We start from the raw sequence: 21280 nt of genomic DNA, 5'->3' as shown, positions 1-21280 counted from the left end.
GGCTGGCCGGGTCGGATTCGACGCCGAGCACCTCCCGCTGCCACAGCGCGTAGTCGGCGTACTGCACCGGCAGCGGCGCCCAGGTGGGCGCATGACCTGCCGCGCGGCTCGAGTACGCGATCATCACGTCCCGGATCAGCGGTTCCATGGACACGCCGTCGGCGGCGATGTGATGGACGACGAAAGCGAGCACGTGCTCGGTGTCGCCGAGCGAGTACACCTTCACCCGCAGGGGCACCGCCTGGGAGACGTCGAAGCCGGTCAGCAGGAATTGTTCGAGATCCGCGCGTAGCCCGGTTTCGCTCATGCGGACCGGTGCGGTGTCGGGGGTGAACTGTCCGGGCTCGAGGATCACCTGGTGCGGTCCGCCCCGGGAATCGGGGAAGACGGTCCGCAGCGATTCGTGCCGGGTGATCAGATCGTCGATCGCCGCGGCCAGCGCCGCCATGTCCAGCGGTCCGGTGAGCCGGACCGCGGCAGGCAGGTTGTATGCGGGCGAGGACGTCTCGAACTGGTTGAGGAACCACATCCGCTGCTGCGCGAGTGACAGCGGGATCCGGTCGGGACGCGGCTGCGGCGCCAGGGCCGGTCCGGCGGAAGCGCCGTCGTCCGCCTCGGACATTCGCGGCGCCAGCGACTCGGCCAGCGCGAGGACGGTCGGGGCTTCGAAGAGATCACGCACGGTGACCCGGATGTCGAGCAGGGCGCCGACCCGGGCGGTCACCCGGGTCGCGGAGAGCGAGTTACCGCCTGCATCGAAGAAATCCGTGTCGAGACCGATGTCCGTACCGCCCAGCACTTCGGCAAACGCATCCGCGATCGACTGCTCCAGGGGGTTCCGCGGTTCCCGGTACACGATCTCCTTGGCTGCCGCACCGAAGTCGGGCGCGGGCAGGGCGCCCCGGTCGAGTTTGCCATTCGGGGTCAGCGGAATCGTGTCCAGGAACACGAGCGCCGACGGAACCATGTATCCCGGCAATGCCTGACGCAGAAACGCGAGCAGAGCTGCCGGATCACGGTCGGCGCCCGCACCGACCAGCACGTGCGATGCCAGTCGGGTTTCCGCGGGCGACTCGTAGCCCAGGGTGGCAGCGAATTCGACATCGGGATGTGCGTTGAGGGCGGCATCGATCTCGCCGAGTTCGATACGAAGTCCACGAACCTTGACCTGATGGTCGGAGCGGCCGAGGTACTCGATCGCATGTCCGGGAAAAGTGCCGTCGGTCATGCTGCCGGTCACACCGGAATGTACTGCGCGCCAGCGCACAATGTCACCGGTGCGGTACATCCGGGCACCGGCGGCCTCGAACGGACTGGCCACGAAGCGGTGTGCCGTGAGCGCGGCACGCTCGTGGTATCCGCGTGCCAGAGCCGGTCCCAGCAGGTACAGCTCTCCCACGACACCGACCGGCACGGGCCGCAACCTCGAATCGAGAACCACGGCGGCGACCCCGGGCAGCGGCCCGCCGATGGTGATGTCTCGGCCCCGGCCGAGCACCGAGCTGAACGTGGCGCCCACCGTCACTTCGGTGGGACCGTACCCGTTGACGAGTTCGAGTCGGTCGGCCCATCGCGCCACCGTCTCCGGTGGGCAGGCGTCGCCGCCGACGACGATCGAGCGTAGATCGTCCAGTCCCTCCGGCTCGACCGACGCCAGAGCAGCATTCGTGATGGTCATGTGCGTGACGCGTTCGGACTGCAACACCTCGTGTAGCTCTACGCCGCCGTACACACCGGGCGGGCAGACCACCAGCGCGGCCCCGGAAGTGTGGGCCAGAAGCAGTTCGAGGACGGACAGGTCGAACGTCGGGGACGCGAGGTGCGCGACCCGGGATTCCTCGGTGGCCCGCACTGCGGTGGTATACGAGCCGGCGAGATTCGCGAGACCGCGGTGGGACACCACCACGCCCTTGGGCAGTCCCGTCGAACCCGACGTGTAGATGAGATAGGCGGGATGATCGACATGCAGAGCGGAGGTACGATCCGCATCCCCGACCGGCGCAGTGCTCGCCGAGGACAATTCGCGGAGCACTTCCGGATCGTCGAGTAGGAGCCAGTCGGTCACCCCCGGGAGGTGTTCGGCGAACTCGGCGCAGGTGACACCGACGACGACTCCCGAATCCCGCAGAATGTGCGCGATGCGGTCCACCGGATGCGCGGGGTCGATCGGAACGTAGGCCGCACCGGTCTTGGCAGCGGCCCACACGCACAGCACCGATTCGACAGAGCGCGGCAAGGCTAGTGCGACGTAGGTTTCCGGGCCGACGCCCATCCCGATGAGTGCACGTGCCAGCTGTGTCGATCGTCGGTCCAGCTCACGGTAATCGATCGAGACACCGTCGAAGACGACGGCAGTCGAGTCCGGATACCGTTCCGCCGTCGCGAGAAGCAGCTCGGGCAGCGTGGCGTTCGCGAGCAACGGCCCGCCCCACACCGGTGCGAGGGACCCTTGCTCGGCCGCACCCAGGATGGCGATATCGCCGACGGCGATGTCGTCGGCGGAAGCGACCGCCTCGAGGATCCGCAGGAATCGGTCCGCGAATCCCGCGACAGTGGCGCGTTCGAAGAGTTCCGATGCGAATGTGAAGGCACCGGAAATCCCGTGATGGTGTCCGGCGTCGTCCACGATCTCGGCGAGCGCCAGATCCAGATCGAACTTCGCGATGTGAGGATCGAAGTCGACGGCCTCTACCACCAACTGCGGCAGTTCCAGCGTCACCGGCCGCAGATTCTGGAAGGCGAACATCACCTGAAACAGCGGGTGCCGATCGGACGACCGGGTGGGACGCAGGATCTCGACGAGCCGGTCGAAGGGAACCTCCGTGTCCTGGAATGCCGTGAGATCGACATCGCGCACCTGTTCCAGGAGAGCGTCGATACTCTCGCCGGGGTCAATCCGTGTGCGCAAGGCCAGGGTGTTCACGAACATTCCGACGAGCGGGTCGAGTCCCTCGTCCCCGCGGCCTGCGACGGGTGTGCCGATCACGATGTCCGTGCTGCCGCTGAGCCTGTGCAAGAGCGTCGCGAACGCTGCATGAACAACCATGAACAGCGTAGTGCCGCCCTTCTGGGCGCGCTCGACCAGCCCCCGGTGGGTGTCGGCATCGATCTCGAAGTCCACGCGTTCACCGCGGTGCGACGCTACCGCGGGACGGGGGTGGTCCGTAGGCAGATCGAGTGCCTCGGGCGCACCGTCCAGCGCCGCACGCCAACGCTCGATCTGCGTGGCGGACAGACTGTCCGGATCGTCCTCGGCGCCGAGCAGTTCCCGCTGCCACACACTGTAATCGGCGTACTGGACGGGCAGCGGCTCCCAGGACGGCGCCAGCCCTTCCACTCGGGATGCATATGCGGCCATCACGTCGGCGGCGAGCGGACCGAACGACCATCCGTCTGCCGCGATGTGGTGCGCGACGAGCAGCAGCACGTGTTCGGAACGGTTCTCCCGGAACAGGTGGATTCGGAACGGGATCTCCCGGGTCACATCGAAACCGGCGACTGCGTACTCGGCGATCCGGAGCATCAGCTGGTCCGGCGCGGTTCGGATCGGTGTGAGATCGAATTCTGCGGCGGCGGCCGGCAGGATCTCCTGATGCGCACCGTCCGCAGAACCTGGGTACACGGTCCGCAACGACTCGTGTCGTTCCAGAACGTCACCGAGCGCGGCACGCAAGGCCGGGACGTCGATACGCCCCGACATCCGCAGTGCGAGTGGAATGTTGTATGCGGACGACGAAGGATCGTATTGGTTGAGGAACCAGATCCGCTGCTGCGCCAGCGACAACGGGATTCGTCCGGGATGCTCGCGTCGGGTCAGCGCGGGCCGACCCGAGGACGCGTCCGGCCCCGACGTGGCCACTGCGGAGACAAGTTGACGCACAGTGGGGTTGTCGAACAGCGTGCGAACGGAGACACGGGTGCCGAACGCTGAACCGACCCGGGAAACCACCTGGGTGGCGGACAAGGAGTTGCCACCGAGAGCGAAGAAGTTGTCGTCCACACCGATGCGTGATTCACCCAGCACATCCGCGAACGCTGCGGCGACTGCGATCTCGTCCGCTGTGTCGGGTGCGGTGAATCGGGTATGGCTCACGAACACGGGCTCGGGGAGGGCGCGGCGGTCGAGCTTGCCCGCCGGTGTCAGCGGGATCGAGTCGAGAACCATGATCGAACCGGGGACCATGTGCGCCGGCAACACCCCGCCGACGAATGCGGTCAAGTCGTCGACGTCGACGTCGTTCCCCGACGCAGCGCAGACATAGGTGACCAGTGCTGTAACGCCGGATTCGGTGTCGTGCGCGATGGTTGCGGCGAATCCGACCGCAGAATGCGCTCGGAACACGGAGTCGATTTCACCGAGTTCCACACGGAATCCACGAATCTTCACCTGGAAGTCGCTGCGCCCGACGTATTCGATGACGTATGTCCCGGTGCGGGACTCGACCCACCGGACGAGGTCGCCGGTACGGTACATCCGCCGACCGGGTGCACCGTGGGGGTTCGCGACGAAACGCTCCGCGGTGAGACCGAGTCGCTGGTGGTAGCCGCGGGCAAGCGCCGGCCCCGATATGTACAGCTCCCCGGGCACACCGGGTGACACGGGATGCAGCCGCGCGTCGAGAACGAAAGCCTCGACACCGCGCACAGGAGCGCCGATGGTCATCCGCTCGCCGAGCATCAGCGGTCCAGACTGCGTCACCATCATCGAGGACTCGGTCGGCCCGTATCCGTTGAACAGTGCCCGCCCCGGTACCCAACGCTCGGCGAGGTCGGCACCCCAGGCCTCTCCGCCGACGACGATGACGGCGAGTTCGTCGAGTCCCGTGGGGTCGACGGACGCCAACGCGGCCGGTGTGATGAAGGCGTGCGTGACCCTCTGCGCGCCCAGGAGTTCGGCGAGCTCCGTACCGCCGTACACCGAGTGGGGAACGACCACCATCGTCGCGCCCCTGCAGAAGGCCATCAGATACTCAAATACGGAGGCGTCGAAACTGGGTGATGCGAAGTGCAGGGTACGGGCGTCGGCGGTGAGCTCGTACTCGTCGGCCAGCTCGGTCAGGAGGTTCGCGAGCCCCGAGTGTGTGACGGCGACGCCCTTGGGCAGTCCGGTGGATCCGGATGTGTAGATGAGGTAGGCGAGTTGGTCCGCGTGCATCCGTCCGAGGCGATCGGCCGCTGTCACCGCGGCCGAGGAGTGGGACGTCACCAGCGCAGTGTGGTCGGGATCGTCCATCACGAGCCACTGTGTCGAGTCGGGCAATCCGGCTCGGAACTCGATCGTCGTCAGGCCGAGCGCGGACCCCGAATCGCCGAGCATGTGTGCGATTCGTTCGGCCGGGTAGTTCGGATCCACCGGCACGAACGCGGCACCTGCCTTGGCAACGGCCCAGACGGCGAGCACCGATTCGATCGAGCGGGCGAGCGCGACGGCCACGAATGTCTCGGGTCCGGCTCCGGCTTCGATCAATTCGCGCGCCCAGAGGTTGGATCGCCGGTCCAGTTCTCCGTAGGTCATCGAACGGTCGCCGAAGACGAGCGCCGTCGCGGACGGGTCGGCCGCAGACTCGGCTAGCACTTCGGGAAGCAGTCGACTAGGTCGACTCGCAGGCCCGCGAACCGGTACCAGGCGGGCCCTCTCGGCGTCGTCGAGGAGATTCACGTCGCCGACCACCGTGGTCGGGTCTGCAATCACCGTTTCGAGGATTCGCACGAGCTGCCCCGCGTACCGGCGCACAGTAACGTCGTCGAACAAGTCTGCGGCGTAGGTGAACTCGGCGCGAATACCCGACGGAACGCCCGCGGGGTCGATGTCCTCACCCAATGTCAGCTGCAGGTCGAACTTCGCGACACGCGCGTCGATGTCCTCGACACGCACCCGGAGTCCGGGGAGCTCGATGTCGTCGATGGCCGTCGGCTGCATCGACAGCGCAGCCTGGATGACCGGGTGATGCGCGGACGTCCGCACGGGGTCGAGTACGTCGACGAGACGCTCGAAGGGGAGGTCCGCGTGGCCGAATGCCCCGATGTCGCCGTCGCGTACCCGCGTCAGCAACTCCGCGAACGTCTCAGTGCTCTCGATGCGCGTGCGGAGCACGAGCGTATTGACGAACATTCCCACCAGGTTGTCGAGAGCACGTTCGCCACGTCCCGCGATCGGAGCGCCGACGGCGATATCGTCCGACGCGGACAGGCGGGCCAACAGGAGCGCGAAGGCAGCGTGCGCCACCATGAAGACCGTGGCTCCGTGTTCACGCGCCAACCGTTCGATTCCGCTGTGAATCTCGGGGGTGATGGTGAAGCCCACGGATCCCCCGACGTAGGACTGCTCAGTCCGGCGCGGGCGGTCGAAGGGGAGTTTCAGCTCGTCCGGGAGACCGTCGAGCGTCCGCGTCCAGTACTCGAGTTGGCGCCGGGCGAGGGACTCCGGCTCGTCCTCGCTGCCGAGAACCGCCCTGTGCCACACACTGTAGTCGGCATACTGGACAGCAAGCGGAATCCACTCCGGACTTCGCGACTCTGCTCGGGCCGCGTACGCGACCATGACGTCCGCGCCGAGAGGTCCGAACGACCAACCGTCGGCGGCGATGTGGTGCAGCGTGATCGCCAGGACGTGTTCGCCGGGACCGGTGCGGAACAGCGTTGCCCGAACCGGCAAGTCCTCGGACACGTCGAACCCGTGCGACGAGAATGCAATCATCCGGGAATCGAGCTCGCCCTCCGGTACGTCCACGACCTCGAGGGGCATCGAGAGATCTGCCGCGGACACGACGACCTGGGCGGGTCCGTCGTCCGTGTCAGGGAAAACGGTACGAAGCGACTCGTGGCGCCCGACTACGTCGTCGAGTGCCTGAGACAGCGCGGCGACATCGAGAGCACCGGACATGCGGACCGCGAACGGCAGGTTGTACGCGGGCGAGGAGGGGTCGAACTGGTTGATGAACCACATCCGCTGCTGCGCCGGTGACAGCGGTATCCGGGCCGGTCGCTGCATCCCGGACAGCACCGGGCGCGCGCCCCCTGCGGCCGTGGGCTCGGCGAGACGACGAGCCAACTCCGCGACCGTGGGCGCGGTGAACACATCGCGCACGGAGAGTCCGGTGCCCGACAACTCACCGAGCCGAGCCGCCACTCGTGTGACGGAGAGCGAGTTGCCGCCGAGATCGAAGAAGTTGTCGTGCGCGCCGACCCGGCTCGAACCGAGCACGTCAGCGAACACTGCCGCGACTGTGCGCTCGGCCTCATTTCGCGGCGCGATGTACTTGGTTGAACTCCCGTGGAATTCAGGAACGGGCAACTCCTTACGATCGAGTTTTCCGCTGGTGTTCAGCGGGAACTCGTCGAGCACTGTGATCGCGGACGGCACCATATACGACGGAAGGGATTCCGAAGCCTGCCGGCGAAGCTCCGCGACGTCCAACTCGCCGGGTGTACCGACGACATACGCGACCAGATGATCGCCGACGGTGGTGTCGGAGTACACCGATACGACGGCGCCGGTGACCGCCGGGTGCGACCGGAGCACTGTCTCGATCTCGCCGAGTTCGATGCGCTGACCACGGAACTTCACCTGGAAGTCGGTACGTCCGATGTAGACGAGCGCTCCCGACGACGTCCATCGCACGAGGTCGCCGGTGCGGTACATGCGCTCGCCCGTGCGTCCAAACGGGTTCGCGACGAATCGGTCGGACGTGAGATCGACGCGGCCGAGGTATCCGCGTGCGAGCTGAGCACCGCCCAGGTAGAGCTCTCCCGGAACGCCGACGGGAACGGGGTGCAGCCGGGAATCGAGCACGTAGGCCTGTGTGTTCCATTCCGGCACACCGATCGGCACGTTCGTGGTGTCGGCGTCACCGGTCTTCCAGTACGTCACCGACACTGCGGCCTCGGTGGGCCCGTACAGGTTGTGCAGTCCGGCCGCGGAGAGTTCCCGGAAACGCAGAACTGTCGCGGGCGGCAGCGCTTCGCCGATGACGAACACGAGCCGCAACGAACGGCACGTCCCCTCCGGGGCGGCCGCGACGAACACGTCGAGCATGGACGGCACGAAATCGGTAACCGTCACCGCACGCTCGTCGATGACCCGAGTCAGATAGGCAGGCTCTCGATGCCCGTCCGGAGTGGCCAGCACCATGGTGGCACCCACCTGAAGGGGCCAGAAGTAACCCCACAACGACACGTCGAACGTGGTTGCGGTCTTCTGCAACCACACATCCCGATCGGTGAGTGCGTACTCCGACTGCATCCAGAGCAGTTGATTCACGATTGCCGCATGCGGTACCGCGACCCCCTTGGGCTTGCCGGTGGAGCCGGAGGTGTAGATGACGTACGCAGGGTGTGCAGGCCGCAACGGTTCGATACGCTCGGCGTCGGTCAACGGCACCGCAGAGACACCCGAGAGGTCGAGAGTGTCGAGGGCCGACACGGGGATCCGGTTCGGCAGGTCCGGTCGGTCGGCCGAGGTGGTCAGCACGCACACCGGCTGCGCCGACGCGAGCACGTAACTCGTTCGCTCCGCCGGGTGATCGGGATCGACCGGCACGTACGCACCACCGGCCTTGAGTACGGCATAGATTCCGACGACCAGTTCCAGCGACCGCCGCATCACCACGGCCACTCGGGTTTCGGGGGCCACGCCCAGCGCGATCAGATGCCGGGCCAGCTGGTTCGCGCGCGCATCGAGGGCTGCGTACGTCAGCACGTCACCGTCGAAATCGACAGCAACAGCATCGGGTGTACGCGCAGCCTGCGCCTCGAACAACGTCAGCAGCGTCGACTCCGGCACGTGGTGGTCGGTGGCGTTCCAGTCGTGCATCACCCGCGCATACTCGCCCGGGATGAATCCGGTGACCTGGGCGACCGCGGCGGAGGGCTCTGCGATCAACGCTCGAATCACCGAATCGAGCCGCGCCGCAATCAACCTCGCTTCGTCGCGCTCAAAGGTGTCCGGCAGGTAGGCCACCCCGAGCCGCAGGGTGTCGTCGACCTGGGCCATCAGGCTCAAGGGGTAGTGGGTGACACTGTGCACCTGGACCGAGTCCACGCGCATACCTGCGATGTCGGTCTGCGCCTGCAGCGCCGCCTGATCCATGGGGTACGACTCGAAGACGGTGAGCGTGTCGAACAGCGCCCCGACCCCCGCCTCTGCCTGGATTTCCGTCAGGCCGAGGTAGTGGTGATCGAGCAAATCGGCCTGCTGCCCCTGCACCCGTACCAGCAATTCGGCCACCGACTCGTCGGCGTCGATTCGTACCCGGACGGGGACGGTGTTGATGAAGAGCCCGACCATCGACTCGATCCCGGGGATGTGCGGGGGGCGGCCCGAGACGGTAGCGCCGAATACGACGTCGTCCCGTCCGGTGAGTCGCCTGAGCAGCAGAGCCCAGGCGGTCTGGATCACCGTGTTCGGCGTGACGCCGTGCTGTCGGGCGAACGCCAGCAGCTCGGCGGTGTCCGCCGCGGAAAAGTGGACCGGAACTTCCTCCGGGTCCGCCGTTGCGCTGCCGCCGGTGCGGGCAGGTGCAAGCAGAGTCGGCTCGTCGAAGCCTTCCAACGCGTGCGCCCACGCGGCCCGCGAGGCGGAGGGGTCTCGACGGGTCAGCCAGTCGAGGTATTCCCGGTAGGGCCGCACCGCCGGCAGTGCGGACTGATCGCCCGCGGTCGCGTAGAGCACCAGCAGGTCCTGGACGATCAGCGGGATGGACCATCCGTCGAGGAGGATGTGGTGGTTGGTCATCGCCAACTCGTGCCGATCGGCTCCCGTGCGCACGAGCAGCAGTCGCAGCAGCGGCGCCTCGGACAAGTCGAACGGCGCGGTCCGGTTCTCTGCGACGAGCGACGCGAGTTCCCTTTCCCCGGAATCACTCTCACGGCCCGAGAGGTCGACCACGGTCAGTGGGACCTCCACCCCGCGGAGGGGGATCTGCGCGGTGACGTCGCCGTCCTGCACGAACACCACCCGCAGGTTGGAGTACCGGTCCAGGAGCGCAGCAGCAGCGGCCCGCATCCGATCCGCCGACACGTCGCCGAGCAGGGTCATCCGCAGCTGAGAATGGTAGACATCGACACTGTGCTCGGCGGCCAACAGTGAATGGAAGTGGAAACCGGCCTGCAGCGGCGACAGCGCCCACACATCCTCGAGGGTCGGGTACGCCCGCTCCCAGAGGTCGATCTGGGACTGGGTGAGCGCCACCGTGCCGATGTCCGACGGGGTCAGCCCCCCACCGGATCCGGCGACGACGTGCTCGATCTGTGAGACGAGCGCCTGCTGCCACAGATCGACGAGTTCGCGAACGTCGTCGGCTGCGAGCAGTTCACCGGCGAACCGCACTGAAGCTCCGAGTCGCGGTCCGGCATCCGTATCCGTCACTCCGGCATTGATCTCGATCGCTGCGGAAGCGCTCATGTCCTGATCGGTTTCACCTGAGAAGACGCGCGACGACTCGAGATCCGGCACCCAGCCGATCTCGCGCATCTCCGGGGACAGATCGCCCATCCCGGTCTTTCCGAGGTAATTGAAGACGACCTGGGGCGGGTCGAAGCCCGCGAGAACGGTGGCCGTCGCCGGATTGAGGTACCGCAGCAGTCCGTACCCGACGCCCCGGTCGGGGACCGCCAGGAGTTGCTCTTTCACCGCCTTGATCGCGGCGCCGGCGGACGCGCCGCCGACGAGTGCGTCCTGTGTGTCCACCCCCTCCAGGGCGAGCCGCACCGGATAAACGCTGGTGAACCAGCCCACGGTACGAGACAGATCGGCGCCCGGCACGACCGACTCTTCGCGGCCGTGACCCTCGAGCGTGATGTACGCAGAGGCGGCGGGCACCCCGCGCGCACGGCGCCATTCGGTGAGGGCCACCGCGAAGCCGGCAAGCAGCGAATCACCGACAGAGCACCCGAATGCCTCCGGCACGCGGGCCAGCAGCGTGGCCGTTATCTCGGTGGACAGCTCGACGTGCAGCTCCTGCGTGGTCGAGGTCCGGTCCCGCACCGGATCGAGAGCCCTGCCGCCGAGGAGCGGGTCCGCAGCGTCGACAACACTTCGCCAGTAGTCGAACTGCGCGACGGTGGACGGCTGACGGGCAGCCTCCGACAACCCGTGCGACCACCGCCGCAACGACGTACCGACCTCCGGCAGGTTCGGAGCGTGACCGGCCGCGACGGCACCTCCCGCCGCAACGAGGTCCGGCACGATGATCCGCCAGGACACACCGTCGACGACCAGGTGATGCGCAACCACGAGGAGCCGCCCGGGCCGGGTCGCACCACGATCCAACCAGACGAACTGCGTGAGCACCGGGGTCTCGAAGTCGAACCGGTCGGCCGCGGCGGAGAGTTCGCGGTCGATCAGCGCATCGAAGGCTGCGTCGCCGAGGTCGGGATTCACGGACACCGTCGTGACCAATCGATCGGCGTCGACGGCACCGGTGGGCAACACCGAGTGACGCACGTCCGCACCGTCGCGGACCAGCCGGGACCGCAGCGCGTCATGCCTGTCGAGCACCGCCTGCACCGTCGCCACGATGTCCGATCGCTCGATCCCGGTCGGCAGCGTCAGTAACACGGACTGCGAATACCGGCCCACCGAACCCGACCGGTCGAGCAGGGATCGGACAACCGGTGTCAACTCGATGTTTCCCACGCCGCCACCCGCCAGTTCGGCGAGCGCGAGTCGATCCGCCGACGCGACGGTAGCCACGTCGGCGAGCGCGGCAATGCTCTTGCGCTCGAACACGTCCCGTGGGGTGAATACGATCCCCGCGGCCTTGGCTCGCGAAACCAGTTGGATCGATACGATGCTGTCGCCGCCGAGAGCGAAGAACGAGTCGTTCACCCCCAGGTCGTCGACGCCGAGCGCCTCCCTGAACAAGGCCGCGAGTGATTCCTCCATCGGAGTACGTGGCTCCACTCGATCGACCGCGACGTCACCGACGGCCGGGGCAGGCAACGCCACTCGATCCAGTTTGCCGCTCGCGTTGAGCGGGAAGGCGTCGAGCGTGACGAACCCGTCCGGAACCATGTATTCGGGCAGCCGACTCGCGGCATACGCCGTCAGTGCCTCTAGGTCGACCCTCGTGCCCGCACGTGCGACGAGATAGGCCACCAATTGTTCGCTCGCCGCTCCGGAGTACACGGTCACGACCGCCTGGGCAACCGAGTCCGCCGACTCGAGTACCGCCTCGATCTCACCGAGCTCGATCCGCAGTCCGCGCAGCTTCACCTGGAAATCGTTGCGGCCGAGGTATTCCAATTCGCCCCGGCCGGTCCAGCGAAGACGGTCACCGGTCCGGTACATCCGAGTGCCCGGCGCGTCGAAGGGGTTCGCCACGAACCGTTCGGCGGTGAGGTCGGGGCGTCCCGCGTATCCGCGAGACACCTGCGTGCCGGCCAGGTACAACTCACCGGTCACCCCGGCAGGACTGGGGTGGAGCCGCTGGTCCAACACGTAGGCTCGGGTGTTCCACACCGGTGTACCCACGGTGACGATGGCCGAGTTCGAGGTGTCCACCCATGAGGTGGTGGAGGCGGCCGCGACCTCCGCGGGACCGTATGCGTTGAGGACGGCAGCATCGGAGACGGCCGCGAACCGCCGCGCCACATTGACGGACAGTGCCTCGCCGCCGACGAACACGGTACGCAGCGACGAGAACCGGGACGGCGCGATCACGTCGGTGAAGACGGCGAGCATCGACGGGACGAAATGTATCGCCGTGATCTGCTCGGAATCGATCAGTTCCGCGAGGTAGTCGGGATCCTTGTGTCCGTCCGGTTCCGCGATCACGACGCGTGCGCCCACAGCCAGGGGCCACAACAGTTCCCAGAGTGATGCGTCGAACGACTGTGGTGTCTTGACGACAACCCGATCGGTCTCGTCCAGCGCGCAGAGAGACATCAGGAACTCGAAGTGGCTTCCGAGACCGGCGTGCGAGACGGCCACTCCCTTGGGTCGGCCGGTCGAACCCGAGGTGAAGATGACATACGCGAGGTTGTCGGCCGCGAGAGGCCGCAGCCGGTCGCGGTTCGTCACCGGGGCATCGTCGAACCGGTCGAGTTCGAGACCGTCGATCGGGAGAACCCGGACTCCGGAGTCCGACTCGAACTCGCCTCGAACTGCGGTCAGAACGAGAACCGGGTGGGCTGCCTCGATGACATGGGCCACTCGCTCCGCCGGAAGGTCGACGTCGAGTGGCACGTACGCCGCACCACTCCGCAACACGGCGTGCAGGGCGATCAGAAACTCGATCGACCGGCGGGCTGCGACCGCGACGGTGGTTTCGGTTCCGGCGCCTTCGGCGATGAGTTTGCGGGCCAGCCGGTTGACCCGCGAGTTGAATTCCCGGTACGTCACAGACACGTCGCGGTACACCACCGCCACCGCATCAGGCGTCCGTGCCGCCTGCTTGTCGTAGCGGGCGAGGTAGGGGCGCCCGCTCACCTCCACGTCCGTGGCGTTCCATTCGCGCAGTACGCGAACCAGTTCCCGTTGATCCAGCACCGGCAGGTCCCCCACCGCCGTGTCCGGATCGGCCAGCGCCGCCGTCACGATCCGCGCGAAACGGTCCGCGAACGACTCCACAGTGTCGCGGTCGAACAGATCGACCGCATACGTGAACGCACCGGTGAGACCGGACACGGTGCCGCGCTCGTCGCGGATCTCGGTGAGCGTCACGTTCAGATCGAATTTCGCGATCTCCGGATTCATCTCGACGGCGCTCACCGTCAGACCCGGTAGTTCCAGCACTCCCGGTTCGAAGTTCTCGTATGACAGACCCACCTGGAAAAGTGGGTGACGGGCTGTGGACCGCGCGGGTTCGAGTACCTCCACGAGACGCTCGAACGGCAGATCGGCGTGCGCGAACGCGGCGAGGTCGAACTCCCGCACCTGCGCAAGCAGGTCGGCGAATGACAGGTCACCGGACACTCGAGCGCGCAGGGTGAGAGTGTTGACGAACATGCCGACGAGGTCCTGCAAAGAGGGTTCGGCACGACCGGCGACGGGCGTGCCCACGGTGACGTCCACCGCGTTCGACAGCCGTGAGAGCAGAACCGACAGCGCGGCGTGCCACACCATGAACGGCGTGGCAGCGGAGCGGGCCGCGAGGTCGGCGACGGCTTTCGACGTGGCAGCGTCGACCGAGAACGGTACCGTCGCACCCGAATTCGTCGGCATGGCCGGGCGGGGCCGATCAGCAGGCAACTCCAGCAGGTCGGGGATGCCGTCGAGCGCCGCGGACCAGAATTCGATCTGCTCGGTGGCCTGTGACCGACCGTCGGTCTCGTCGCCGAGAAACTCCGCCTGCCAATAGCTGTAGTCCGCGTACTGCACGTCCAACGGCGGCCACGACGGTGCCCGCCCAGCCGTACGCGCCGTGTAGGCGAGCAGGATGTCACGTGCGAGCGGGGCCATCGAGGATCCGTCGGCGGAGATGTGGTGCACCACCACGGCGAGCACGTACTCATCGACGGACAGTCGTAGCAATGCCGTGCGCAGCGGCACCGCGGACGTGACGTCGAAGCCCTCGGTGGCGAGCTCCACGAGTCGCGTCGGCAGCTCGGCCTCGGTGATCGGCTGCACGTCGAGATCGAGGGGCACCTCGTCGGCGCCGACGATCACCTGATGTGGGCCGTCCGTCGAGTCCGGATACAGGGTGCGCAGGGACTCGTGACGCTCGAGGACGTCGCGAATCGCCGAACGCAGGCCGTCACAGTCGAGAATGCCGGACAGCCGCAGGGCGAAGGGCATGTTGTAGGCGGCAGATGCGGTATCGAACTGGTTGACGAACCACATGCGACGTTGTGCCGGGGACAGCGGAATCCGTCCGGCGCGCGTGGCGGCGACCAGTGGGGCGCGCGGTGTCGTCTGCACTGTTCCCTCGATGCGCTCCGCGAGCGCCCCGACGGTGGGGGCATCGAACAGGTCACGCAAGGCGAGCGGCGCACCCAACTCGGCCCGAATACGCGAGGTGACCCGCGTCGCGACAAGGGAGTTACCGCCGACGTCGAAGAAGTTGTCCCGGAGGCCGATACGGTCGAGACCGAGAACCTCGGCGAAGATCTCCGCGAGGTTGGCCTCGACGGACGTGCGCGGGGCCACGTACTCCGTGCCGGAACCACCGAATTCAGGTGCGGGCAGGGCCTGACGATCGAGCTTTCCACTTGTATTGAGCGGGAATTCGTCGACGACCATCAGCGCCGCCGGAATCATGTACGCCGGCAGGGACGCGGCCGCGCACTCTCGAAGTCGCGTGGTATCGAGGTCGTGTCCCGGCTCGGGCACGACGTACGCGACGAGGCGATCGCCGGTGCCGGGATCGGAATGGACCAGCACGGCAGCGCTGGTGACCGACGGTTGTGCCCGCAGGACGAATTCGATCTCGCCGAGCTCGATGCGCTGACCTCGGAACTTGACCTGGAAGTCGGTGCGCCCGATGTATTCGAGGGCGCCCGCCGACGTCCATCGCACGAGGTCGCCGGTGCGGTACATACGCAGGCCGGGAGTAAACGGATTGGCCACGAACCGGTCCGAGGTGAGATCGACGCGGCCGAGGTATCCCCGGGCGAGCTGCTCGCCCGCCAGGTAGAGCTCGCCGGCAACGCCGGGGGGAACCGGGTGCAGACGCGAATCGAGAACGTAAACCTGGGTGTTCCACTCGGGCACGCCGATCGGCACCGTGCCGGCGACCGTGGTCGCGGTGTCCCAGTACGTGACCGAGACTGCCGCCTCGGTGGGCCCGTACAGGTTGTGCAGTCCGGCATCGGACAGCGCCCGGAACCGCGTGACGGTCTCCGGGGGCAGCGCCTCGCCGATCACGAAGACGTGCCGAAGAGTGCTGCACGAGGTGATGGGCACGGACGCGACGAAGGCGTCGAGCATCGACGGCACGAAGTCGGTGACGGTGACACCGTGCTCGTCGATGACCCGAGCGAGGTACTCGGGGTCGCGGTGACCGTCCGGGGTGGCCAGCACCATCGTGGCGCCCGTGTGCAGGGGCCAGAAGTAGCCCCACAGCGATACGTCGAAAGTGGTTGCGGTCTTCTGCAGCAGCACGTCCCGTTCGGTGAGCGCGTATTCCGACTGCATCCACAGGAGCTGATTGACGATCCCGCGGTGCGGCACCGACACACCCTTGGGCCGACCGGTGGAGCCCGAGGTGTAGATGACGTACGCGGGGTTGTCGGGGCGGAGTGGTGCCAGTCGGTCGGAGTCGGTGACGGGTCCGCCGGAATAGGAATCGAGCGCGATCCGATCGATCTCCACGAATGACTGACCCGCGGGAAGTGCGCCGCGGTCGGCCGAGGTCGTGAGCACGCAGACGGGCTGTGCGGAGTCGAGCACATACCCGATCCGGTCCGTCGGGTGGTCGGGATCGACCGGCACGTAGGCACCGCCGGCCTTGACGATCGCGTACATGCCGACCAGCAGGTCCGGTGAGCGCCGCATCGCCAGCCCGACACGGGATTCGGGTCCCACTCCCCGGTCGATCAGGTAGCGCGCCACACTGTTCGCGCGGCAATCGAGTTGGGAATACGACAGCGTGACGTCTCCGAACACCACCGCGACCGCATCCGGGGTGCGGGCAACCTGCGCGTCGAACAGCTCGGGCAGACACATCGCAGGCACGCGGTGCGCGGTGTCGTTCCACGTGCCGAGAAGACGGTCGCGTTCGGCGGCGTGGAGCAGGGGCAGATCACCGACCGCCGTCGCGGAGGAAGCCGCGACCGAGCGCAACAGGTTCGCGAATCGCTCGGCCATCGACGCTACGGTCGACTCGTCGAACAGATCGGTGGCGTAATCGAAGCCGGCCGCGAGACCACCCGGCATGCCCGCCCCGACGAACCGTTCGGTGACGGTCAACTGGAGGTCGAATTTCGCAACATGGACATCGATTTCCGCCGCCGCGACCTCGAGGCCTGGAAGTTCGACGGAGGTCGGCGCGGTGTTCTGGAACGAGAGCATGACCTGGAACAGCGGATGACGCGCGGCGGACCGGTCGGGGCTGAGCACCTCCACGAGGCGCTCGAACGGGACGTCGGCGTGGGAGAACGCGGCAAGGTCGGCGTCCCGGACCCGGTCGAGAACCTCCTCGAACGTGTCGCCCGGCTCGGCGGTCGCACGAAGCACCAGGGTGTTGACGAACATGCCCACCAGGTCGTCGAGCGCCTCCTCGCCGCGTCCGGCGACCGGGGTGCCGATGACGATGTCCGTCCCGGCGCCGAGGCGATGGAACAGCACCACGAGGGCTGCGTGGGTGACCATGAACAGCGTGGTGCCGGTGCTCTGCGCCAGATCGACGAGACGCCCGTGGACGTCGGCCGTGATCGTGAATTCGACACGACCGCCCCGATGCGACATCTCGGCGGGCCGCGGCCTGTCGGCGGGCAGCTCGAGCAGCTGAGGCACTCCGGCGAGCGCCGACTGCCAGTGGGCGATCTGCCGCGCGGACACGCTGTCCGGGTCGTCTTCCGAACCCAGTAGTTCACGCTGCCAGAGGGTGTAGTCGGCGTACTGCACCGGGAGGGGCGCCCAGGTGGGCGCGTGACCGGCGACGCGCGCCGCGTATGCGACCATCACGTCGGCGGCCAGCGGCGTCATGGACCAGCCGTCGGCGGCGACGTGATGAACCACGAGGACGAGAACGTGCCGGTCGGGCGCCTCCCGGAACAGCCCGGCGCGCAGCGGCGTGTCGGTGGTGAGGTCGAATCCGGCACCGCCGAGGGCCGTCACTGCGGCGGTGAGCGACTTCGCGTCGACGTCGATCGGATCCGTCTCGGCCAGCACGCTCACGACGGGCACGACCAGCTGGTGGGGTCCGTCCGGGGTGTCGGGGAAGACGGTGCGCAGCGCCTCGTGCCGTTCCTGGACATCGCCGAGTGCCGCTCGCAGGGCTTCCCGGTCGAGTGCGCCGGTGAGCCGAAGGGAGATCGGCAGGTTGTAGGCGGGCGACGCCGTGTCGAACTGGTTGAGGAACCACATGCGTTGCTGCGCAACGGAGAGCGGCACCTGGGCGGGTCGTTCCCGCGCCTCCAGCACCGGACGCGAGTCGGCCTGCGGGCCGGTGTTCGCCGCCGGGACCGCCAATTGCGACACCGACGGCGACTGGAAGAGGTCGCGGACCCCGATCCGCACACCGAGGGCGGTGTTCACCCGGGACACGACCTGGGTGGCCATCAGCGAGTTGCCGCCGAGTTCGAAGAAGCTGGTGTCGACGCTCAGTTCGGGCAGGCCGAGGACGTCGCGGAAGATCCCGAGGATGATCTCCTCGGTGACCGTTCTCGGGCGCACGATGTCGGCCGAGCGTGCGGCGAATACCGGTGCGGGCAGGGCGTTGCGGTCGAGTTTGCCGGCCGGGGTCAGCGGCAGCGAATCCAACACCATGATCGACGACGGCACCATATACCCGGGAAGACGCTCCCCGACGAACTCCGACAACACCCGGGTTTCGACGTCGGTTGCCGGCACCGGCAGCACGTACGAGACCAGGCGACTGCTCCCGCTCCCGTCGTCATAGCCGACCGTGTAGGCGAACTCCACCACCGGATGCGCAGTCAACGCGGCGTCGATCTCACCCAATTCGATCCGGAACCCCCGGATCTTGACCTGGAAATCACTGCGGCCCAAAAACTCCAGAACCGGAGGCCCGTCCGGGGCGGTCACCCAGCGGACCACGTCACCCGTGCGGTACATCCGCCCGCCGGTGCCGAACGGACTCGCCACGAAACGCTCCGCCGTCAGCCCGGCCCGGCGCACATACCCGCGAGCCAGGCTGGAGCCGAGGACGTAGAGTTCGCCGCGCACCCCGGCCGGGACCGGACGCAACCGGTGGTCGAGGACGACGAGATCGACGCCCACGGTCGGTGACCCGACGGTGACCGGCTGCCCGGGCACCATCGGTCCGGTAGCGGACGACATGATCGTGGTCTCACTCGGACCGTACGCATTGACCATGATCCGGCCCGGCGCCCACCGCGCGACCAACTCCGGCGGGCACACATCACCCGCCACCACTACCGTTCTCAGGTGGTCCAGACCGCGGTGATCGAGCGACGCCAAGGCCGCCGGCGTGCAGAACGCATGCGTCACCCGCTGCTCGGCCATCAGCTCCGCCAACTCGGTGCCACCGTAAATCGTGGTCGGCGCCACCACCAGGGTCGCACCCGCACACACCGCCATCACCAACTCGAACACCGAGGCATCGAAGCTCGGCGACGCGAAATGCAGCACCCGCGAACCCGACGACACCACCAGACGGTCACGCTCGTCCGCCGCCAGATTCACCACACCCCGGTGCGTGACCGCCACACCCTTCGGCCTGCCCGTCGACCCCGACGTGTAAATCACATACGCCGGATGATCAACCGACAACGCCCGCGTCCGATCGGTGTCCGTGACCGCATCCGGGGGATACGCCGCCGCGGTCGCCCGAAACTCGTCGTCGTCCAACACGATCCAGTGCGTGCACTCCGGCAGACCATCCCGCAACGCGGCGGTGGTGATACCGATCGGCGCACCACAATCCTCCAGCATGAACGCGATGCGGTCGGCCGGAAGGCTCGGATCGACCGGAACGAACGCCGCGCCCGCCTTCGCCACCGCCCACACACTGGACACAGACTCCCGCGACCGCGGCAACGCCAACGCCACCATGACCTCCGGGCCGACCTGGAGGTCGATCAGTAGCCGCGCGAGCCGGTTCGACGCTTCGTCCAGGGCGCGGTAACTCAGGGTGTCGGCGGAGGAGATCCCGTGCCCGGGTGCGACGAGTGCGTCCCCGTCCCGGTTGCTGCGGACGGCACCCCCGAGGAGGTCGGGCAGAGTGACGGGTGCGAACCCGGCGCGGCCGGAAGCCGGAACGAGGGTGCGGCTCTCGTCGTCGTCGAGGATGTCGAGGTCGCCGACCCGTCGAGGTTCATCGGTGTCGGAGGTCAGGAACGCGCCCAGGAACCGGGTGAAGCGGGTGTGATGGGCGCGGAGGGTGCCTTCGGAGTACAGGTCGGGGTTGGCCTCGAAGTCCAGGTTGAGGCTGGTACCGGCGACTCCGTGATAGACGTTGACCGCGAGGTCGGTGATCGGACCGGTGGACAGCAGTTCGAGCCTGCCGACGATGCTGCCGAGGGTGATCTCGTCGTGGAACAGCATGACGTTGATCAGGGGACCGTAGAAGCCCTGGTGCTCGGTGGCGGCGTCCCGCCGGATGTCGATGTGCGGATAGCGCTGGTGGCGGAGTGCCGCGGTGACTTCCAGCCGGACCGCCGCCACCAGGTCCGCGTTCGTCATGTCCGGACGGACGTGCAGGTGCAACGGGACCACATTGGAGACCATGCCGCCGGAGCGGCGGAGCAGCGCGGTGGTGCGGGCGGTGACGGGCAGGCTGACCGCGACCTCTTCGCGTCCGGTCATCCGGGACAGGTACGCGGCGAACGCCGCAATGACCTCGAACGCGGTCGACGAGTCGTGACGATCCGTCGCGGCCTCGAGGTGGTCGACGAGGGTCCCGGGGATCTGCCCACCCGCCGTTCGGCTTCGTGCCCGTGCGGGCGCCGAGCGCTCGACGAGGCTGTGCGTTTCGCCGATGGTGGATACCCGCTCGGACCAGTACTCCTGGTCGGCGCGGTAGCGCGGCGAGATCCGGTAGTCGTCGTCGACCCGGGCGACGTCGGTGAGTGCGGCGGCCCTGGACGGTGCGGCGGTGCGCCCCTGCACGGCTGCGGTGTACAGCTGCGTAGTCCGGTCGATGAGCGTCATCGATCCCATGCCGTCGAGTGCGACGTGGTGGACACGGCTGTACCAGTAATGACGATCCGGCCCGGTGCACAGGACCGCCGAGGTGACGAGCCGGTCGCGGCACACGTCGAGCGGAGTGGTGTACTCCTGCCGCATCCACTCCTTGGCCGCCGCCCGCGGATCGGGCTCGCGCTGCAGGTCGACGAACCTGACCGACGCGTCCAGGGTCGGATCGACCAGCTGATAGGGAACTCCGTCGACCTCGACGAGGCGGAGGAAGGCGGAGCCGAGTTCGCGGCCGGCGGTGATCAACGACTCCGACAGCAACGCCACGTCGAGGACACCCACCAGTTCCACGCACTGCGCGATGGTGACGGGCACCTCGGGATCGAGCTGCTGGGCGAACCACATCCCCCGCTGAGCGGTGGAGAGTGGGAATGCACCGTCCGGAATACGATCCACGGCGGTGACATCACCACTCGGCACAGCGTCGACCACCTTGTTCGTCCTCTTTCCCACTACGGCGGTGGGCACGACACCCACCGGCCACCCACGGAAACTCAT

1 protein-coding gene (only partly in view) is annotated in these 21280 nt (G+C 67.4%); it reads right to left on the bottom strand.

Annotated features, from left to right (window positions below; translation table 11 throughout):
- A protein-coding gene (locus tag JVH1_RS36740; RefSeq protein ID WP_063720681.1) for a non-ribosomal peptide synthetase crosses the window boundary here: on the bottom strand, positions 1-21280 show its 5' portion. The gene continues 9839 nt to the left of window position 1, outside the view; 21280 of the gene's 31119 nt are visible here — the first part of the coding sequence; the start codon lies at positions 21278-21280; its stop codon lies off the left edge, out of view.

Source organism: Rhodococcus sp. JVH1, assembly GCF_000280725.2.
Taxonomy (GTDB): Bacteria; Actinomycetota; Actinomycetes; order Mycobacteriales; family Mycobacteriaceae; genus Rhodococcus_F; species Rhodococcus_F jostii_A.
Note: the sequence above shows the minus strand (reverse complement) of the source record. Positions and strands in the feature narration are given on the sequence as shown.